At 38.7% G+C, this 17,964-nt stretch carries 20 protein-coding genes; 8 read left to right on the top strand and 12 right to left on the bottom strand.

All coding sequences use genetic code 11. From position 1 onward, the window contains the following. Positions 1 to 148: 148 nt before the first annotated feature. The 4 genes from SACI_RS09670 to SACI_RS09655 all read right to left on the bottom strand — a co-directional run bounded on the left by SACI_RS09670 (position 149) and on the right by SACI_RS09655 (position 3,231). On the bottom strand, positions 149 to 697 hold the full coding sequence (locus SACI_RS09670; protein WP_230937920.1) for a hypothetical protein: 549 nt from the start codon (positions 695 to 697) through the stop codon (positions 149 to 151). Between the two features lie 139 nt (positions 698 to 836). Further along, positions 837 to 1,649: an ATP-binding cassette domain-containing protein gene (locus SACI_RS09665; protein ID WP_011278801.1), complete on the bottom strand. Its 813-nt coding sequence runs from the start codon at positions 1,647 to 1,649 to the stop codon at positions 837 to 839. Between the two features lie 3 nt (positions 1,650 to 1,652). Further along, on the bottom strand, positions 1,653 to 2,636 hold the full coding sequence (locus SACI_RS09660; protein WP_015385750.1) for a hypothetical protein: 984 nt from the start codon (positions 2,634 to 2,636) through the stop codon (positions 1,653 to 1,655). Between the two features lie 10 nt (positions 2,637 to 2,646). Continuing rightward, positions 2,647 to 3,231 (bottom strand): hypothetical protein, encoded by a 585-nt coding sequence (locus SACI_RS09655; protein ID WP_230937921.1) that lies wholly within the window; start codon positions 3,229 to 3,231, stop codon positions 2,647 to 2,649. Positions 3,232 to 4,028: 797 nt separating this feature from the next. Here SACI_RS09655 and SACI_RS12295 point away from each other — a divergent pair. The 4 genes from SACI_RS12295 to SACI_RS09645 all read left to right on the top strand — a co-directional run bounded on the left by SACI_RS12295 (position 4,029) and on the right by SACI_RS09645 (position 5,532). After that, positions 4,029 to 4,460: an ATP-binding protein gene (locus tag SACI_RS12295; RefSeq protein ID WP_230937922.1), complete on the top strand. Its 432-nt coding sequence runs from the start codon at positions 4,029 to 4,031 to the stop codon at positions 4,458 to 4,460. Positions 4,461 to 4,592: 132 nt separating this feature from the next. Beyond that, a complete protein-coding gene (locus tag SACI_RS12290) occupies positions 4,593 to 4,868 on the top strand; it encodes a hypothetical protein (RefSeq protein WP_230937923.1) in 276 nt (91 codons plus the stop codon). Positions 4,869 to 4,887: 19 nt separating this feature from the next. After that, complete coding sequence (locus SACI_RS12285) at positions 4,888 to 5,199, top strand: hypothetical protein (protein WP_230937924.1); 312 nt, start codon at positions 4,888 to 4,890, stop codon at positions 5,197 to 5,199. Positions 5,200 to 5,223: 24 nt separating this feature from the next. Continuing rightward, on the top strand, positions 5,224 to 5,532 hold the full coding sequence (locus SACI_RS09645) for a hypothetical protein (protein WP_011278798.1): 309 nt from the start codon (positions 5,224 to 5,226) through the stop codon (positions 5,530 to 5,532). A 401-nt stretch (positions 5,533 to 5,933) separates the two neighbouring features. On the opposite strand, the gene SACI_RS09640 is transcribed toward SACI_RS09645, so the two are convergent. Beyond that, positions 5,934 to 6,410, bottom strand: coding sequence for a DUF973 family protein (locus SACI_RS09640; RefSeq protein ID WP_230937925.1), 477 nt, complete (start codon positions 6,408 to 6,410; stop codon positions 5,934 to 5,936). A gap of 132 nt (positions 6,411 to 6,542) precedes the next feature. Here SACI_RS09640 and SACI_RS09635 point away from each other — a divergent pair, with 132 nt between their 5' ends. Then, on the top strand, positions 6,543 to 6,923 hold the full coding sequence (locus tag SACI_RS09635; protein ID WP_011278796.1) for a winged helix-turn-helix transcriptional regulator: 381 nt from the start codon (positions 6,543 to 6,545) through the stop codon (positions 6,921 to 6,923). 584 nt (positions 6,924 to 7,507) lie between these two features. On the opposite strand, the gene SACI_RS09630 is transcribed toward SACI_RS09635, so the two are convergent. Continuing rightward, on the bottom strand, positions 7,508 to 8,746 hold the full coding sequence (locus tag SACI_RS09630) for an ATP-binding protein (protein WP_011278795.1): 1,239 nt from the start codon (positions 8,744 to 8,746) through the stop codon (positions 7,508 to 7,510). 597 nt (positions 8,747 to 9,343) lie between these two features. Here SACI_RS09630 and SACI_RS09625 point away from each other — a divergent pair. Beyond that, a complete protein-coding gene (locus SACI_RS09625) occupies positions 9,344 to 10,153 on the top strand; it encodes a hypothetical protein (RefSeq protein ID WP_011278794.1) in 810 nt (269 codons plus the stop codon). A gap of 477 nt (positions 10,154 to 10,630) precedes the next feature. Here the strand turns inward: SACI_RS09625 and SACI_RS12120 are convergent, their stop codons facing one another. Next, a complete protein-coding gene (locus SACI_RS12120) occupies positions 10,631 to 10,768 on the bottom strand; it encodes a hypothetical protein (protein ID WP_015385749.1) in 138 nt (45 codons plus the stop codon). Between the two features lie 199 nt (positions 10,769 to 10,967). Between SACI_RS12120 and SACI_RS09620 the strand changes: the two genes are divergently transcribed. Together SACI_RS09620 and SACI_RS09615 are read left to right on the top strand one after the other, a co-directional pair. Then, the gene (locus SACI_RS09620) at positions 10,968 to 12,716 is read left to right on the top strand and encodes an AAA family ATPase (protein ID WP_011278793.1); all 1,749 of its coding nucleotides are present in this window, start codon (positions 10,968 to 10,970) and stop codon (positions 12,714 to 12,716) included. Positions 12,717 to 12,795: 79 nt separating this feature from the next. Next, positions 12,796 to 13,983 carry a hypothetical protein gene (locus SACI_RS09615; RefSeq protein WP_230937926.1) on the top strand — a complete coding sequence of 396 codons (1,188 nt, stop codon included), beginning with the start codon at positions 12,796 to 12,798 and terminating at the stop codon, positions 13,981 to 13,983. A gap of 494 nt (positions 13,984 to 14,477) precedes the next feature. Here the strand turns inward: SACI_RS09615 and SACI_RS12115 are convergent, their stop codons facing one another. From SACI_RS12115 to SACI_RS09595, 5 genes are all read right to left on the bottom strand, one after another. Beyond that, a complete protein-coding gene (locus SACI_RS12115) occupies positions 14,478 to 14,636 on the bottom strand; it encodes a hypothetical protein (protein ID WP_015385746.1) in 159 nt (52 codons plus the stop codon). Between the two features lie 547 nt (positions 14,637 to 15,183). Then, positions 15,184 to 16,086, bottom strand: a complete 903-nt coding sequence (locus SACI_RS09610) for a TM1812 family CRISPR-associated protein (protein WP_011278791.1) — start codon at positions 16,084 to 16,086, stop codon at positions 15,184 to 15,186. Between the two features lie 22 nt (positions 16,087 to 16,108). Then, entirely contained in the window at positions 16,109 to 16,555 is a 447-nt protein-coding gene (locus SACI_RS09605) for a TM1812 family CRISPR-associated protein (RefSeq protein ID WP_230937927.1), read from the bottom strand. Positions 16,556 to 16,848: 293 nt separating this feature from the next. Then, positions 16,849 to 17,235 (bottom strand): type II toxin-antitoxin system VapC family toxin, encoded by a 387-nt coding sequence (locus SACI_RS09600; protein WP_011278789.1) that lies wholly within the window; start codon positions 17,233 to 17,235, stop codon positions 16,849 to 16,851. After that, positions 17,225 to 17,464: an AbrB/MazE/SpoVT family DNA-binding domain-containing protein gene (locus tag SACI_RS09595; protein WP_176586700.1), complete on the bottom strand. Its 240-nt coding sequence runs from the start codon at positions 17,462 to 17,464 to the stop codon at positions 17,225 to 17,227. Before SACI_RS09595 ends, SACI_RS09600 begins: the two co-directional genes overlap by 11 nt. Positions 17,465 to 17,964: the final 500 nt, after the last annotated feature.

Here is a 17,964-nt window from a genome sequence, read left to right as displayed (position 1 = left end):
TTCATAATTCCCTTGGTATATCACAAGAAGGTTTATAGTGAAAGAGCGTTTTTCTTACAAATTAATGAAAGCCTTGCCTTATGGCGGGGAGGAAATCAGTTGAAGGAGAATAATTGTTGCCTTGCTGAAAGATTAAAAGATTCTGGTTTCACGTCTTTATTTGCGTATTCCTGAACACGATTAAGTAGATTACTGTTAGCAGGAAATCTAGTACCCCGCTCATTGTTAATGCTTGAGATAATGTTATTGGGTATACCAATGGGTTGTATGACATGGGGTTGAGGTAAAAGCTAATTGAGCCTATAGCCATGTCCATCTTAGTCCTAAATATATATTCGTAATTTGAGACTAGGTTTAATGATGCAGTTGGAAACAGAATGGTAACTAACAACCCTAATACTGTGGCACCAGTTTTATTCCTGACCAAAGAGGTAAGTAACAAGAGGACAGAATAGTTAAGTAAGAAGAATAGTACTTCCAGCAGTAACTGGATATCTCTTAGGATGAAGTAGAGAAACGTTAACTGTATTATCGCGTAGAAGCCAACGTAAATTAGGAGAGATATCATACGTCCTATCGACAAAATATCCCAGCTTCCCAAAAGCGAGATTTCAAAGGCAGTTAGCTCATTAGACCTAAAAATGTGAATAGCTCCAGATACAAGGATCAAGAAGTTACTAAAGATGATAAGATTCATTAGGAATACCATTCCAGTTTGCTTTTCGTTAGACATTAAGAAGAAATAGTTCCATATCGAATACTCTCCCAGGAATGTGAACAGGTAGATTGGTACTATGAGCTTAAGGGAAAATAGTCCCTTAAAGTACCACCATAACTTACTTATAATATCTCCTCACCCCTATACTCTTAAAACCTAATATCTTTCCCTCCTTAAGCATCCTGCTCAGTTGTTCCTCAGTGGACTTAACTACCATGACACTCTGAACTTTGGATAAAACTTCAAGACCCAGGTCAGTCATATTGTACCTCACGAAGACCTCGTATATATTTGAGTCTTTTATTTCCTCATAAGACCCACTCCATACTAGCTTTCCATCCCTCAGTATTACTAGGTAGTCGGCTAACCAGTCTGCCTCATCAGCTACATGGGTGGTTATCACGAACTCGAAGCCCCTCTTTAATAAGTACTCACCCAGTAACCCAACCTTCATGGGGTCTAGATGTGCGAACGGTTCGTCAAGCACCTTAATCTCAGTTTTTCTGCATATAGCTTGTGACATGTTTATAAGCTGTGTCTGTCCGCTCGAAAGGTCGTTAATGTGACTGTTAGCCAAGGACTTCATGTCCAACTGTTCCCAAAAGAACTCCATGCAGTCAGAGTCTTCAAACTCCTTCAAGAAGGAGTAGTAATCCCTGACCTTCATGTTGAGCTCAAATCTGGGCTTCTCAAAGGAGAAGGAAAGTAGCTTCAGTACACTTCCCTTATGCCTGTAGGGCTCTATGCCGTTTATAGTTAAGTTGCCTGAGTTTGGTCTAAGTAAGCCTGAAATTATGTTCAAGAGAGTAGTCTTTCCTGAGCCGTTGTGACCCAATACTACAATGTTCTTCCCCTCAGCCTTAAAACTCACGTTATCTAGAGCTTTCCGCTTTCCTAAGACCTTTGTTAAACCGTTGGACACCAGGATCATGTTTCATCTAAGCCTCCTCCTGATGTAGAGGATAATCATTATAACACCAGTGTAAAATAAGATAGCGTTTATTGGGAAGACAAGCAATGAACCGTAAACTAAGAGCTGATAGTCTATTACTATATAGGGTTTAACGTTGGAGTTGACAACACTAAATCTGATGTCTACAAACGACCTTGACCCGTTTTCGATAGCCTTAAGTAAGGAGTCGTAGAAAGGTAATCCTTTGTACAGGAGATTTGTCAAGAATAAGGAAAAATCTTTGCTTACGTTAAGCGGTACCATTAGATACTCAGGAGGGTTAGTGGCAGCTGTAAAGTTTTGGTTATTAAACTCTACCACCTGTAGTGCTGCTTGTTTGCTTGCTAATAAGTAGTACCCTATCGGGTTAAAAGGTGTTATATTTATCACGGGCTTACCATTAATCGTGTTAGGCGTAATATACATTCCATGTACGTTGTATGTATCAAACCTTGTATTTAAAGCAGTTTTATAAGAGAAATTCCCTACCGTGGTATTATATATTTTAATTACCTCTGGAAACTTTGGATTTACATTGGGGGAAGGAAATATTATGTTAAATATAGCTGGATCTTTAACTACTTTGTGAACTTCAATCGCATATCGGTAGTTTTCTCCTGCTCCTTTTATCGTGAAGTTCACCTGGTCAGAATTATATTGCCCAGGCTTTAACGGATAATCAGTTTGTAAGTTAGGGAAAAATTCATCTACTCTTATCGTATTATTTCCTAGAAAAGTAATGTTTAAAAGCACAGAGCCACCATTGATAAATGTTCCATCTGTAATTGAAAAGAGATTAGTCCCATTATATATGAATTTTGCACCAGGCACTAAAGAGCCATAAGGTATTTTCATATAAACTCCATAGTAATACATAAGTAATGGGACTACGCTAATAATAACACTAATAACTAATAAAATAATTGATAATACTAGAAAAATACTTATCTTAAGCACTTTCACCATATTCACCTATCTAACCCGAGAAGTCTAAAGTTATGGTTACAGGTAGCTGAAACGCTGTATTGGATGAATAACTGTCCTCATTAGTATTTGTTCCGTAATACACGGTGGCATGAGTCGGGTCAATAGTGTTATAATATATGTTATCATATAGAGTACCTTTAACTGTTTCCTGTAAAGGTGGTAAAAGAGGAAGGAATACTGAGACGTCGATTTCAAATGGAACCGAACTCGCTATAGAAGCTTGAGATTGCGATACTGAGCCTGTCATTGTTACGGCTCCTAATGATACTGAACTAATTATAAATAAATAAAAGTAACCTTGTCCTCCGTAGGGTCCTAAATTCCACGTGAAAGAGTTTATTTCGCCATTACTTACATATACATCAAACCCTACGGTCAACCACACTCGTCCTGTTAAATAACCTATCGTGTAATGACTCATTCTTGCTCCTACTGAATTTGGACCATAATGATCTGCGCTAACTACGAGTAATCCATTATTAGACAATAAGAATGTTACCACTACCATAGCTAGAAAGAATGCAGATCTCAGACATTTGTATATTTCTTTTTGATCTACTAGTTTTACCCGCATAACTCTCACATTTATATTATTTTAGTTCTCCTTTTTTTTAACTCTAAATGCTTTATAATTCACCAGCTTTCTATCTAAAATCTTCATAATAATTTGCTTATAAACCATAATATTACACTTTCAACAAGCAAGGACATCCTAAAAATATTTTAGCAAAAACCTTAAATATAACTGTAATCAAACAGCTACTATTTCCTTGTTAACTTAATATATAGTTAAATAAAAAACTCGGTTTTAGATGAGAACTAAAACCAAATAGAGGACCATTCACCTTAAAACACAAACAAACAAAAGAGCGTTAGATTATACAAATCAGCATCAGCTTAAACCCTTTTCAAGAGCACTTTAGCACTAGAGATGAATCGCTACCCTAAGGTGCAGGCGGGATGTCTAGGGAAACTCTATTGACAGACTCTGGGATCAAGAAGCCTTTAAGCCTTGAACTGGCTATCTTCTTGCCATAAGCGAGGCCTTCCACATTTTGTAAGATTTAAATCACCTTGCAACGCTATTCCCCCTTAAGAATACAGTATAATATTCCCTGTGGTCTTCTATAGCTTTATTACATTATTCTTTTAAATACTTGTGGAGTTTGAGTAAACAGCATTTTTAAATGTTTGTGGAGTCTAATTACACAAAAATAATCGAAGAGTTTAATCCTTTGTGGGTTTCTAAAGATCTAGTTAAGAACAATGAGTACTATAAAAAATTATGAGAATTCTCCAGTAAGGTGGGACGTCGATCTTGACTTATCTTTATAGCCTTTTTCATTAAACTTCTTGTTTGGTCCTAGGCAAGTGGGAAAGTCAACAGCACTTATCCTTTTAATCAAAGAGCTGTTGGACAAGGTTGACAACCAGAGGGCAATCTTTTACTTCTCTTGTGATAAATTAGTAGACTATAAAGAACTAGATGATATACTTTCAGCTTACTTGAGGTTAAAGGAAAGGGAGAAAATTAGAACCTCGTATATATTACTAGACGAGGTGACCTTTCCCAAGGAGTGGTATAGAGCAATAAAGTTACGAATTGACAGAGGAGACTTCAAAAATGACGTTTTAATACTTACAAGCTCACTATCAATGAAGGCTAAGGTAGAGATCGAGAAATTCCCAGGTAGAAGGGGTAAAGGAAAAATTCTGGTAATGTATCCATTACCCTTCTCAGAGTACGTTAAGCTCTTTGGTGTCCACATACCCCAGGGTGACCTAGACTTTGCGATAAAATAGCACTCCAGATACATTGCTTACCTACCACACCTCAACAAGTTATTCGAGAGTTATCTCTTAACTGAAGGATTTCCTAACGCAGTAAAGGACTTCTTTTTAACAGGGAATGTTAGTCTAACTACAGCATCAGATATGATAAGTTTCATCATAAGTGATATTAACAAGCTGAGGAGGAGTGAGAGGTTCTTCAAAATTACTATTAAAGCCATAATAGAGAGGGCTTCCAGTACTTTCAGCTTTCACACGCTTTCAAGAGATTTTGGTGTTGGTACAGTGAAGACCGCAATTAGTTACGTTGAACTACTAGAAAAGCTCTTTCTATTGAAAGCAGTTGAGGCTATTGACCCTAACAGTGGAGTGCCCTTACTGAGGAAAGAAGTTCTACTTTATAGACCCCATGCTCTATAACGCATTCTCTAAATGGACTATGACTAAAATTCCTGACGACACTAAGCTAGCTGAAGCTGTAGCAGTAACTCATCTAGCAAGACTCTTTGACGTGCATTATTTGAAAACTGTCCAAGACGAAGTTGACGTAGCCTTTAGGGAGGGTGATAAGTTAGTGGGCTTAGGGGTAAAGTATAACAGAGCGAAGGGTAGAGTAGTGAGAATGGGAAAGGTTAAGGAGTTTTACTTCATAAGCAAAGATACTTTAGACGATAGAACTATACCAATTCCACTGTTTTCAGCTATGTTAAAGGTTACTATAGTGAGGGAGCTCGAGTTCTTTCAGTCCTAGAGAGTTTGTGTTGGAGACAGCTTGGTGTCTGTGATAGAAATGGCTTCAGTAATACGCAATAAATACCTTGAACTCCTCAGAAAGGGTGAAAAAGCAATGGCTAAAGGTTACATAGAGTTTCTAAACCTGGTCTTATCTCAAATTAGAAACAATGTTGTAGAAGTTACATTTAGTGACATCGAGGAGGGTATCAAAATAATGTTTGAGAGGGACGTAAACCTTAGCGAAGCAATAAACGCTATAATCGCCAGGAGACTTAAGGCCATCGTCATCAGTAACGATAAGGACTGGGTGAGGCTAAAAGATCTAGTCAAAAGAGTAGAGAATGTGTAGCAGTTAAGGACGTAGATTAATTACGCGAAAAACGTGACTACTTCTGGCAAACTCTTTGTGTATGGGTAACATTTTCATTAGCCTCCATAAAATTCAATTTTAACTTATGCCGTTAGGTCTTATTCTACTACGAAGATTGTCTTTAACCATCTCGTGTCTCTCTTTGAGTTCTGTGTTAGTCCATGCTCGTTAGTGTTAAGCACGTCAGCTTTTATGCGAGGAGATCAAACGTATACACCTTCCCTCGCCTCCTATTAATCCTCGCCCTCACACTAAAAACACTTGTCTTTTGATCATAAGTGGAAACAATTTCAATTTATGTTAAGATAACAAAATTGTTGTCAACATATACGGGGGGGGGATACTGAAGAAAAAATAGTCAAGGTCATAAGACACTCTACTTATTTACTCTTTCTCTCAAACTCCTTCAGTAACTGCCCTAACCCTTCGTAAGCTAGTAAGAAGCCCACAAGCGTAGTAATGCCAAGTGGTATTGCACCTAGGATCCCACCTATCTTGACAAGACCATTCTGGAACTTCTCCCCAACTTGGTATAACGCAACTCCTATTAGTATTGTAGCAAAGGCGTTCACTACGGGTATTACCAGCAGTAAAGTCCCTATCTTACCTAAGCCTACGTTATTCATGTATGGTGTGAGCCCCACAAAGCCGTTGTAAAGCCTGGTGAGCCCAATAGCGATTATTGCAATCGCCAATACACTAATGCCGATTATAAGGGACGCGGAATTAAGGCTAGTGGGAGCCATGAATATGCCCACTATGAGCAAGAAGACAGCTAAGAGGTAGATTGGTACTCCGAGTAGGGCGAATATCACTCCATCCCTCAACTTCTTAATTGAGTCGTAGATTGTGTCCATGTGGTTATATACTATTGAGGAGTATAAAGCTTTACCCTTTATCAAGAAGTTGGCCAATTTTAGACACTTTGTTTTTCACATATCTACTCTAAGGTTGTGAGCCTGAGTTTTTAAGTAGTCAAGAGTGTAAGCATGGAATCGAGTGGAATGAGGGTAGTTAACTTCGAGATCTTCTCAGTTTTTCTATTACTATGCTTAGAGGCTGACATAGAGGTTGAGGCTGAGAACCAACAGGGTGTTGTGACTCGGAGACTATCTGACACAGTCAGGACTGATCTTGAGCCTGGTGACATGGAGATTTTAAAGGCAATAAAGGAGGGTTATGTGAGGATTAAGGACATAACTAGGAAGATAGGTAGGCCTGTTAGTACTACTTGGAGGAGGGTAAACAGGTTGGTGAAAGAGCGTTATCTAGAGAAGGATGGGGAGATGTTTAGGCTAACGACTAAGGGTGAGATACTTGTTCAAATTAGTGATGTAAGTAGGGAGGTGGTTTTCAAAAAAGTGGAGTAACTCGAGTAGTGGGATTGATGAAAGCGGATTGATCAGCTCTAGTAATGTTTAAGAAACTTTCCTTTTTTCAAACTTTTTATTCAAAATCTTTATAATTGAGTATATTAAGGTATTTAAATGATTTAATTTTTACACTTAAGAAGGTGAATAGTATACCTTCCCTAACCTATACGAAGGTCTTTAAAACTAATTTACTTATTGACTAACTCTTCCGAGCAATTCCAAATACGTTATGAGAAATTATTATTTCACTTTTTCAATTCCGTGGAAAGACAAACACAGGTTTTATCATGGTTTCTAAACCAGGTTAGTAAACTTTAAAGCTACACTTTGAAAGTAGTTACGATGATGAAGCCTCGCCTTGCTTATCTGCGAAGAGACCTTGTACTACTGACCTCTTGGAGTTTTAGAACTAACCCGGTCAACTCCCATTGAAAGATTAGTGGGAGAGTATCATGGAGTAGAAGCAAGAGATAAGTAACTTGGTATAGGGGACATTGAATGGTGTTTAAATGATCAATAAGTATAGTATAATTTTTATCATCAGCTTTTTAGAAGACAACACTACCGTAGTACCTTAGCCTCTAACCCAATAAGAACTTATACAAGGGGACTAGTTTAATGGGTTTTCCTTCAGCTACCCTTTCCTCACCCTCAATGTCATAAGTCACTATTATCTGTTCCCTTACCCTTAACTTCTCATTTGCCCTTATCAATCCCTTTATCTCCCTATCTTCCACTTTATCCGTAGCGTAGGATACCTGAATTAGCCTGCTATTTACCTCGTCGTAGAAGTCAACCTCATAATCCTTATCCTTTATATAGTACAAACCTTTTAGTTGGTTTTCTTTTAACAACTTGAGCGCTACCATGTTCTCTATAAGCCTACCCCTGTCCTTCTTCCTCGCTGCCACCCTCGAGATTAAGCCTGTGTCCACGATATACACCTTCTTATTGTATGTCAACCTCTCCCTCAGTTTCTCTCCATATCTAGGTAAAAAGTACACTGAGTAAGCATTCTCCATGCCGAAAGACCATTGAAACACTGTCTTTTCATCAATTCCCATAGACTTAGCAAGTCTGCTTAAGGAGACCTCTGAGGAGTAATAGGATATGAGTGTGTTAGCGAAGTCCTTGAATCTGCCTATCTGCTTTATCTTCAACCTCGAGACTATATCTTTAAAAAGTATGTCATTATATATGGTCAGAGTCTGTTCCTTACCCAAGATCAATGACTCAGGGAATCCGCCTACGTCTATGTAACTTTCGAGCTCGTTCTTTATCTCTGCCCTCTCCCTAGTTGAAAGTAACTCCCCAAACCTGACTCCCTTGAACTTCAAGTATTCCCCGAAGGAGAAAGGAAACAATACGTAATCAGAATGTCTACCTGTAAGATGGGTAGCTAGCTCTCCTGAGAGCATTTTTGAGTTACTTCCTGTGACTACTAATCTCTTTCCGCTTTCTCTCAGCCTTGAGGCAAATAATTCCCACCCCTTCACGTTATGGATTTCGTCAAATACCATATACTCCACGTTACCATACACCTGATAGATTGCCTCCTCTAATCCCCTCAAGTCCTCAGCCCTAATGCCATATAAACTCTCGTCATCGAAGTTTACGTAAGAGAACTTAATGCCTTTTAAGAGCATTACAGCCAATGTCGATTTACCGCTCCTCCTAACGCCTAGTATAGTTAAGATGTTAGGAATCTTCAGATGATCAAGAATATTTGGAACGTCCCTTGGTACGTAGTCCCTTGATAGTTTGTCCTCTAGGATTTGTTTCTGGTCTGTTAACACTTTTTTCAACTCTTCTGGGAACATATGTTAGTATACTTCAGTAAGTTATAATAAAGTTAGTGGAATATACTCCAGTATATCTTAACTTTCGTAGGAAGCATAATGAAATTGTGAAGTATGAAATGCAATTATTAAGTTACTGTGTGGGGAAGTATATGTGGATATAGTGCCGTCATGAGGATAAAAAAGTACCATGTAAAGTACTTCTATTTCATGAATGCAATAATTAACTAGCAAAATACCTACGTATATTCCTCCTGATCAACGAACTTTACTTTTTACGACGGCACTAATATCCACACATTCTCTCGCCCTACATAAAATAATCCTAGTGAAACATACTTGTTAAACAGATTGCTCATCAAGCCCAAACATTGCAAAAAACATATAATTACCGAATAGTACTATCTAGTTTAATGAAGTTTTTAAAGAGGACTAATGAATACGGGTTTACATAATTCCACGGAGTACTATTACGTCTTAGATCAAAGATATTTAGTCCCAATTTATCAGTACTCGAGATAGGTAGAAATTGATAATTTTTACGAAATAATCTATCTGGACGAGGATAAAATCTCTGCCAAGCCAATAGTAGAATTCTCCTTCTCCAACAAAGGTTATTTGCACGTCAGCAAGTTTTTACTAAACGAGATAGGCAATAATGGAATCCCCCGCCCCAAACTCTACGGTAATGAAGATCCATATGAGTATTGTAATAAGTTCAAATTAGATCCTCAAGACATGAAAGAACTTAATGACTATTATTCTCTGTTTTCACCTATGAAGGAGGAGACAATCAGTTTCTTCAAAGACTCTTTAATATTAGTCGGAAGGCAAGAAAGGTTAAAGGAGGCATTACAAGGTCCGTGCCCTATAGGGTGTCTAGCTCAATACAAAGGAAGAGGGGATTGCATTAGGGTCGTGAAGAGGTGGTTATATCAGCTTTGGGTGTTGAAGCTTGTTATAGAAGCCCTCAAAATTGATAAACTATGCAAGAGGCCATATGAAGAAAAACCTAGAATTGAAATCTTGCAAGGGTCACCCACACCTGCCGTTCTAGGTAGGAGCGCCCTAGGATATGATGTTACGATTTGGTTCGAATTCCAACCTACTGAAGACATTCATTTAGTCTTACCATTAGCTAGACGTAAGAGAACCTCTGTCAGGCCTGACATCGTAATAACTAAAGGATTAGTTCAAGACTATAACTATACGTCAAGACTACTGGATGTCATTAGGAACAGGAGTATAATAATAGAGTGTAAGGAGGACCCATACAATAAGTGGGGGAGAAGTATTAGAAATCAATTGTCAGACTACAGAGACCTCTATGCACCTAAGCGAATTATAATAGCGAGCTTAAGATTGACACAAGACATCCAAATAGCTGACAAGACCTTTCAAACCTTTCGCCACTTAATGGGCAGGTAATAAAAGAGTTCAAAGAGTACTTGGTCAGAGGACTTGAATTACTCTCGTAATTTGCGCTGTTTTGAGATGAAAAATTTAATTGTTGTACTAGTCAGTTGAAATTGATGCTTACATCCTTAAATTCCATTAAAAGAGTAAAAAAGTAGTTCTCTTTTAACAAGTGATGTCTATGTTGACAACCATTTTGTTATTTCGGCATAAATTGAATTTATTTCTGTTTATGAGGAAAGATAAGTGTTTTTAGGATGAGAGCTATATTTCTCAAATTTACTAGACTATTCAGCAAGGAAGTTATCTGTTTCGCACAAGTTGGCGTTCATACGATATGGGTTTAAACTGACCTGAAATTCATCATTCGCTATCATGACACCAAAACACAAGGCTGCTATTCCGACATAAGGAAGTATATTTACTGAGGCTCGTAATTCTCAATAAAAAATTCTTTCTAAACCTGAGCATAAGTTGTTAATTATCTCATCAGTGGTACTGTTCCTTCGCCTTAACTGTATCTTTACTTTTAACGTTGTTATCGTTTATATTTTCTACATCCCTAATAACCCTTTGGGCTATTTCATCTGGTATCGATATTATGACACCTTTACCCTTTATGATCATGTTAAAGCTACTCAAAAAATACTAAAGAGGCTCTACTGAAAATAATCAGTAGATGACCTTCTTCTCAGCTTCTACTAAATGTTAGTTCAAAACGGATATAATTCTAGATTTCAGAAGATTATATTCATAATACATGCCTTGAATTAGCAGAGGCTAAGTTTAGACATGGATAAATATCCTAATTTTCATATATTAGGCTATGCACTCAGAATGGCTATCTTACAGGGACTCGTTCAAATTCCTAGAGGAGAACCTTGACGAGCTAAAGAAGTACATAGAAACAAAGAACTTTTACCCATGTATTTTCAGGAGTAGTAAGGAATTAAATTCCAACCTTAATGGGTCAATAATTTACTCAATCCTAGGGGAAATCGGATACGTCTACTGGGGTGATAACAAGGGCTCAGTGAGAATAAGGGGGGAAGAGATAACAGGTTATATATTTCCTGCACTCTTCCGTAGATACTTCGAGTCTTACTTCAAGGTAAATGGAGACAGAGTTGAAGAAACACCAACACCCAACAAAGCACTAATAGGACTGCTCTATGGTCCTGAAATCGGTTACATTGCAGCTGGCGTAGTGACTGATATAAACCTTGATGCTGTAAGGAACTTTAAGCTATGGAAAGAAGAGGGGGATAAGTATTGGATAGTCAGGTTCAGAATGAAGGTTATATGGTTACCTGATTCACTGATGACAAAGATTGAGGAGCTAAAGGATAAAATATTGGAATGGGCTAAGCTTCGCAATGAGCCTCCAGATCTTCTAAAAGACCTCAAGGGCGAAAATATACCTAACGTTAACCCGAACCAGGCCAATAACTGCTATAGGGATGACAACTACGTAGAAGCTATAAAGAATTTCCTCCTAGAAAAGTTCAACAATAACGAAGTGTCAAAGACCATTCAGTTTTATAACGAGATCTCCTCCTGGCTCGTCCAAAAGGTTCCTGAAGAAAAACTACCTATTGTTGACTCAGGGACTAGATGCAGGCCATTAAGTGAAGCGTTAAAGATCGCAAGGGAGAGGATTGTAAATGAGGTATACATTCAGGATAATACTACAATTGATTATATGTTGAGTGTATTAAAGAACGGCAACATCCTCCTAGTAGGTCCACCGGGAGTAGGAAAGACACAGATAGCAAAGATCATAGCAGAGTCGCTATGTGACGACTACTTAATGGCTACTGCAAACGCCCTATGGACGAGGAGGGACTTGATAGGGGGAGAGAGCATAAGAAATAGTAGTGTAATATGGAAAAAGGGCATATTGATGGAGGCATTCCTCAAAGTACCTAAGACTACTGAGGAAGTTCTCTTCCCTGTTATCTTGGACGAGATCAACAGGGCAGATATCGATAAGGCTTTTGGCGACTTCTTTACAACGTTTTCCTCAGCTAGACCAGAGGAATGGGTAATACCCTCTTGGCTTGTGGAGGAATTAAAGTATTACTCCTCATTTCAAGAAGAGCTGAAGCCGTTACTTAGCGCTCTACATAGCGATAAGCAGAGGCTAAGTAAGATAAGGATAATAGCCACAATGAACCTAAAGGACTTAAGAAACTTATACCAGCTAGGAGACGCACTCACCAGGAGGTTCTCAGTGTTCTACTTGGAGTGCCCTAAAAATTTAGACGATGTAGAGTTCGTAATACAGAGGATGAAAATAAACCTACCTCCTCAAGTCTTAGATGACCTCAAAAGTACTGTAAAATTGATAAGGGATAAGATGAAGACTGAGTTCTGCTTCTCCACAGCTACTGTTTCCAAGGTGCTGACTCAGTTAGGGGTATTACAGCAACTGAGGTCAAGCTCAACTAGTGAAATAACTCCTGAAGATATTGTCATGCTCATTAAGACAAACCTAGGTACCGTAGATCGCAAAGTGGTTAATAATGTTAAGGAAATTCTCGAAGAGAAGAGAACCAAGGTAAAAAAGGCTTAGTGAAAGTTTAGTCTGCGTGGGAAAAGTTTCCAGTCCTGAACAAAAAGCTTTTTTACAACATTGGCATAATAACTTCATATTGAAGCTACATGATAGAGACATCTGCCTGATCCGGAAGACAGCGAAATATTACTTACAATACAGAAGAGCAGATACGCTATCAAGGTTAAAGGGACTGTTAGGTGAAGTCGAGAAGGTTAACCTTGAGGACACTGAACGCACAATAGCTTCCTATTTAGCCTACTCAGCTACTAGAACGGTTAACATGTGCATAACTTCTGCCCTAAGGGACTTATGGATTAGACGCGAATATACTATTCATCTTGGAGACGACATCGTAGGAGTGATCGATGTGGCTAGATCAGTGCCATACTACCCTTTTTACTACGCCTCTCTCCTACCAAATCTGAAAATGGACGAGCTCTCATACCTCTCATACATAGCTAGGAAGGTGATGAAGTTGGCAATTGAGAGGTTAGAGAACTCTAAAGTGATACCCTTCCCCTTCTTTAAGGAAATGAAAAAAGAGATTAAGAGGCTTAGGCAAAAATTGGAATTACTCCCCTCTCCTTCCTCCCCTTTAGTAAGTGATTCGTCACCAGACTGGCTGAAGAAGGCTTATTTTGCCTACGTTATAGCCGAGAAGCCTACTGTGGGTGTCAGAGATCAGGGGGAAAAGATTGGTGTGAAACTCGTTTTGAGTAAGCTATATGAACTCTTCGTTTACATGCTTGTTGCGAGGGTACTAGAAAGCTCTGGATTCTCCTTGAGTATTGATGAGGGATCCATTAAGGTTAAAGATGCTAACATTGTGATTATTTTCAATGCACCTCCGTCAGGAACTGACGTCATAGAAAGGATTGACGAGCTAGACCCTAACAAAGAAATTAATTATAGGATTAGGGGGAGGCCCGACATATCGATTCGCTATGATGACAGGGAATTGATATTAATTGAGTGTAAGTACTCTGAAAAGCCTAGCTATATTACAGAAGGTAGGTTCAAGGTAATGGCTTATACTTATGAATATGGGGCCGGAGCCTCACTCCTCGTTTTCCCCGGGATAGGAGAGGGTGTTAAGAGTGAGGAGGAATTTGGTACGTTGGAACTATACCGACTAATGGGTGAAAAGGGATGGGTTGATATTAGGCTCAGAGACGGAAGGAAGATCTACATGGTTAAGGTTGATCCCCTTGAGGACACTAATACGTTACTAAACAGAATGTCACAAGTGTTACTCTCGATACTTTCAATAAAACGAACGTGACCGTAAAGAGGGTGAGGTTTGATTAAGTGAGAGTTGAGAAGACTAGATACTAGTAGTCGTTCTTGTAACTCCATTCTTAAGGGCTCATACTTTTTTATTTTCAGGACAATAGACTTCTTTATCCTAGTGTGATGGATTTTAGGTCTCTTTCATAAGGATAAGGGCTCGCACTAGAGTTTACCAGGTTTTTTCCACATAAACTAATGCGTAGTTAAAGGTTTAAAATCTAGAAGATACTCCAATACTTCATAAATTTTCCTAGTTAATGATAGGAATAAGGTGTTTAGCGGATACTAATAAGGCTAATCTCGTATTTTCCCCCGTAAAAACCCTCGATGTTTAATCCACTAATGGATTTGACTAATTCTAAAGAGAACGGCTCTTGAATTAGTATTAGTCTTTCGACCGGCAGAGCTAAGCCTTTAGAATTCATCTCACCACCTCTTGTTGAACACGAGCAGGGATACTTATATACACATAGGCACTATTTGCCTTTACCTCCTCCTCAACAGTACTATGGCTATTATAACTACAACTACTATCACAACTGCTGTGATCAAGTACAGAGTGGGCACTAGGTTAGGTGTTGCAGAAGATTGACTCCCCTGAGTTAGAGGTTCAGTCTGTGTAGAGCTCTGAACACTACTCCTCATATAACGTCAAATGTAGTATGTAAATTCTCTTAAAGTCTACCTCGTCAACGTAATTGATTAAAGGATAGATTGCTGAAGCATCAAAAGCAACTTATCTCTCATCCCTACCCTACCTAACTATTTCAGCCCACTCCTCCTCGCTAATACCCTGCATATGTTCTTGGAGTTTTCTGGCTATAGTTCTTATCCTCTACATCTCTTTCTCTCCTATAGCCTCTTCAAGTGCCTTCTCTACCACTTCCCTCAGGTTAATCCCTCAACTCTTCTGCCCTCCTCTTCAGTTCCCTTCTCACCCTTGTTAAAATGACGTCTGACGTAACTAGGTATTCATAATTATGTATGAAAGTATTGCGTAAACGTTGAGTTAATAGAAGTCAATAATGAAGTTTAATTCTACTGACTTCCTCCTTGTGCTAAGAGGCATGTAGTCATCTCGTCATGTCCTAATCCAAGCAAGAAATATAGCATTAGGTCATCATAAGGGATATATAAAGGTTATGTAGAGAATAACATGGACAAAAATACTAAGCCATAGCTTAGGCTCTCCTCATGACAAGAAATCCTTTACGTTTTTCCAACACTCCCCATAAGATATCACAACGTCTTCACCATTGAGGTTATCACTCTTCTTGACCTGAACCTCTACAAGGTTTCTCAACAGCCCACCGTGGGCTATGAAGTTCCTTATCTCGTCCTCTAACTTCCCTCCACATTTCTCGCTCTTCTCTTTTTCAGTTTCAAATGTTAAAGGGTAAATTTCACTATACTTCACCTTCCCCTTGCAGACAATCTCTTTCCCCTTTTTCTTCACCGTACTAAGTAGCACACTTACCTCGTGAGATATGATAGCAGAAGAAACTTCAGATATGAGACTGTATACAGTTTTGGTAAGTTCATTGAGCACCCTTAGGTTAACCTCTCCGTGTACATCGAAGCTGTCCTCTATAGCCTTTAGTAGGAGGTTAAGGTATATATCGTTCCTCTTCTTTGCCTTCTGTTCCCTAAGATTGTAGTCAACTACGAGTTTTCCTGCCTTATTTTTCAGATTCACTTTGTCATAGACACTGTCCAGACTAGGTATCTCTATCTTACTCTCCTGAAGGTATTGTGAAAGGGCTAGTGGGGCATTATAAATTAACGCATTATAAGGTATAAGTAGTCCCCTATCACTTATATCTTCAAGTGTCCTTATCCTAGGTTTAGCATCTGTGTTAACTTTGACTATTACAAACTCTTCATTACTTGAGGGTATAGCGTTGTAGAAGCGTACCCTAATCTCTTTCTTCAGCTTGACTGACAGTATGCTGGCTATGTCCCTGCTCATGAGCTGTGTCATTATGGCAAAGTAGTTAATACCGTGAGTAGTGTCAACAATTATCTCATCGATATCCTCATCAACGTCTTTTCCATTAATAGCGTCAAAGAGGGCTATCAAACCCACTGAGTACATGAAGTCATAGACTGACTTCGACTCAAAAAGAGGTGAAATGTGGACTAGGCTGGACGTTTATTGAAGTCCTGAGGTTTGAGGGGAGTATAAACACCTCGTGGTTCCTTATTCCCAGCCTATCTAGTATGCAAGACGTGTAGTCCTTAACCTTCTTTACCAGCTCCTCGTAAGTACTTATAGGTTCATTGAGCCATACTGCTTCTCCCCTTTCAGCCGTGATGTAGGCGTTAATCTTTTGACCACATTCTTTACACTCGTCGTTTATCCGTTTAAGGGTGGTGAATACTATGGAGTCCTGTACCAGGACGTAAAACTTCTGTATATCGCTGAACTTCTCTGCTAGTAGTCTTAGGGAGGATATGGAGGCAATCTTTCTTGGGTTTTGGGAGCTGTCCTCTCCGTCTATGTATGTTACACTCTTCCAAGCTGACGGGTCTCCCCATGACGCGATTACTAACTTTTTACTCATGTGATATTTTTCAGGAGATTTCATTCATAAAGATATTTGGAATAACACTCCAAATCGCTGGAATGTGGTCTTAAAGTCCGGGTCGACTAGTTATTTGCTCCTCAGCCTTTTTTAGCTCTCTCGTAGAACTTTGGACGGACTTAATTCTCTTCAGATGGCTTCTCCTCATTTTCATAAAAGTTAATCAGGAGAAAACCTCTAAAGAGTCAGCTCCTTTAAAATGTCTTAATAAACGTCTGAGTTGGCATGGTTTCACTTTTAGATATCAAAACATACCATACAACTTCTTAGCGTTAGAACACTGCTTTGACTTTACTTTTCAGCTCTTCATCATTACTAACTAATTCTAATTTGTTCTCAACAGCTGTAGCTACATGTATTGAGTCCTCCAGGTCTAACTTATACATTTTCATAACTCCAGTTATTTTGTCCCACGGAGGGAGATCTAAGTACTCGATACCTAGGGAGTCTAGAGCATCGACTACGCTCTTTGCAAATTCGTGGTCCCTTAACGACCTTCCTAGAACCTTGCTTAACACGAGTATTACAAAAAGGGGAGTTATCGAGGAAGTGTACTTCTCCACAGTGTTAGCTAACCAATACTTAGCCCTTTGTCCATTGGTCCTGTCCCCGGTAAGGTAGTAAACAAACACGTTAACATCAAAGTATCTAGAAGTCATTTCTTGTCAACTCTGAGAGCGACTCCCTCAAGACCTTATCTACGTCCATATCTCCAGGATCTTTCCTAAAAATACCGTAGTATCTGTCTATATCTATTTCCATTGGTTCCAAAATTATCTTGTCCCCCTCGACCCTTATTTTTAACATCCTTGTTTTTATTCTCTCTCTGATCTCCTTGGGTATCGTGATCCTTCCCCTGTCGTCCATGACTACTATCTCAGTCTCCATATTTTCCCATTTCATTACCCACATATATAAGCCTTTCCACTCCACTTTTGAGTTTGGTTATGGTTGATAATTTTGATGTAGTAGGATCAAGTTTAGCCTCATATCCCAATAGGAACGAAGGGCTGAATGTTGGTTGAGAAAGTTGATGTTTTACTTCTATGGCTTATTAACCAGCATTAAAGATTGTCTTCAGTAGTCTGTTTAACGTTAAGGATCTAGCTCTAACAGATTAGCTATTTATGCTGGTGTTGAGTTGATCTGCGACACTACAGTTATGTAGTTTACGCGAGGGACCAGTTTAGTTTGTGAAGTTTCACCATCTTTGTCCATCATAGTTGGATATAATAGACGTTCCCACAACTGAGACAATCACATGCAAAGTCATATTATTACATTAACTATAATAACAGGTTAATTTAAAACTTTACTAATCTATGTAAACTCAAATTATTCAGATAATTTACTTCAAAACAAATTTTAAGCTCAACTGGCAGAATTAA

The sequence above is a fragment of the Sulfolobus acidocaldarius DSM 639 genome, assembly GCF_000012285.1.
Lineage (GTDB): Archaea > Thermoproteota > Thermoprotei_A > Sulfolobales > Sulfolobaceae > Sulfolobus > Sulfolobus acidocaldarius.
The sequence above is the reverse complement of the archived record's forward strand: the minus strand, read 5'-3'. Positions and strand labels throughout refer to the sequence as shown.

Coding starts and splice junctions, on each gene's coding strand:
- SACI_RS09670 (WP_230937920.1), bottom strand. CDS start 697: ATGAATCTTATCATCTTTAGTAACTTCTTGATCCTTGTATCTGGAGCT.
- SACI_RS09665 (WP_011278801.1), bottom strand. CDS start 1,649: ATGATCCTGGTGTCCAACGGTTTAACAAAGGTCTTAGGAAAGCGGAAA.
- SACI_RS09660 (WP_015385750.1), bottom strand. CDS start 2,636: ATGGTGAAAGTGCTTAAGATAAGTATTTTTCTAGTATTATCAATTATT.
- SACI_RS09655 (WP_230937921.1), bottom strand. CDS start 3,231: ATGCGGGTAAAACTAGTAGATCAAAAAGAAATATACAAATGTCTGAGA.
- SACI_RS12290 (WP_230937923.1), top strand. CDS start 4,593: ATGATAAGTTTCATCATAAGTGATATTAACAAGCTGAGGAGGAGTGAG.
- SACI_RS12285 (WP_230937924.1), top strand. CDS start 4,888: ATGACTAAAATTCCTGACGACACTAAGCTAGCTGAAGCTGTAGCAGTA.
- SACI_RS09640 (WP_230937925.1), bottom strand. CDS start 6,410: ATGGACACAATCTACGACTCAATTAAGAAGTTGAGGGATGGAGTGATA.
- SACI_RS09635 (WP_011278796.1), top strand. CDS start 6,543: ATGGAATCGAGTGGAATGAGGGTAGTTAACTTCGAGATCTTCTCAGTT.
- SACI_RS09630 (WP_011278795.1), bottom strand. CDS start 8,746: ATGTTCCCAGAAGAGTTGAAAAAAGTGTTAACAGACCAGAAACAAATC.
- SACI_RS12120 (WP_015385749.1), bottom strand. CDS start 10,768: ATGATCATAAAGGGTAAAGGTGTCATAATATCGATACCAGATGAAATA.
- SACI_RS09620 (WP_011278793.1), top strand. CDS start 10,968: ATGCACTCAGAATGGCTATCTTACAGGGACTCGTTCAAATTCCTAGAG.
- SACI_RS12115 (WP_015385746.1), bottom strand. CDS start 14,636: ATGAGGAGTAGTGTTCAGAGCTCTACACAGACTGAACCTCTAACTCAG.
- SACI_RS09610 (WP_011278791.1), bottom strand. CDS start 16,086: ATGTACTCAGTGGGTTTGATAGCCCTCTTTGACGCTATTAATGGAAAA.
- SACI_RS09605 (WP_230937927.1), bottom strand. CDS start 16,555: ATGAGTAAAAAGTTAGTAATCGCGTCATGGGGAGACCCGTCAGCTTGG.
- SACI_RS09600 (WP_011278789.1), bottom strand. CDS start 17,235: ATGACTTCTAGATACTTTGATGTTAACGTGTTTGTTTACTACCTTACC.
- SACI_RS09595 (WP_176586700.1), bottom strand. CDS start 17,464: ATGGAGACTGAGATAGTAGTCATGGACGACAGGGGAAGGATCACGATA.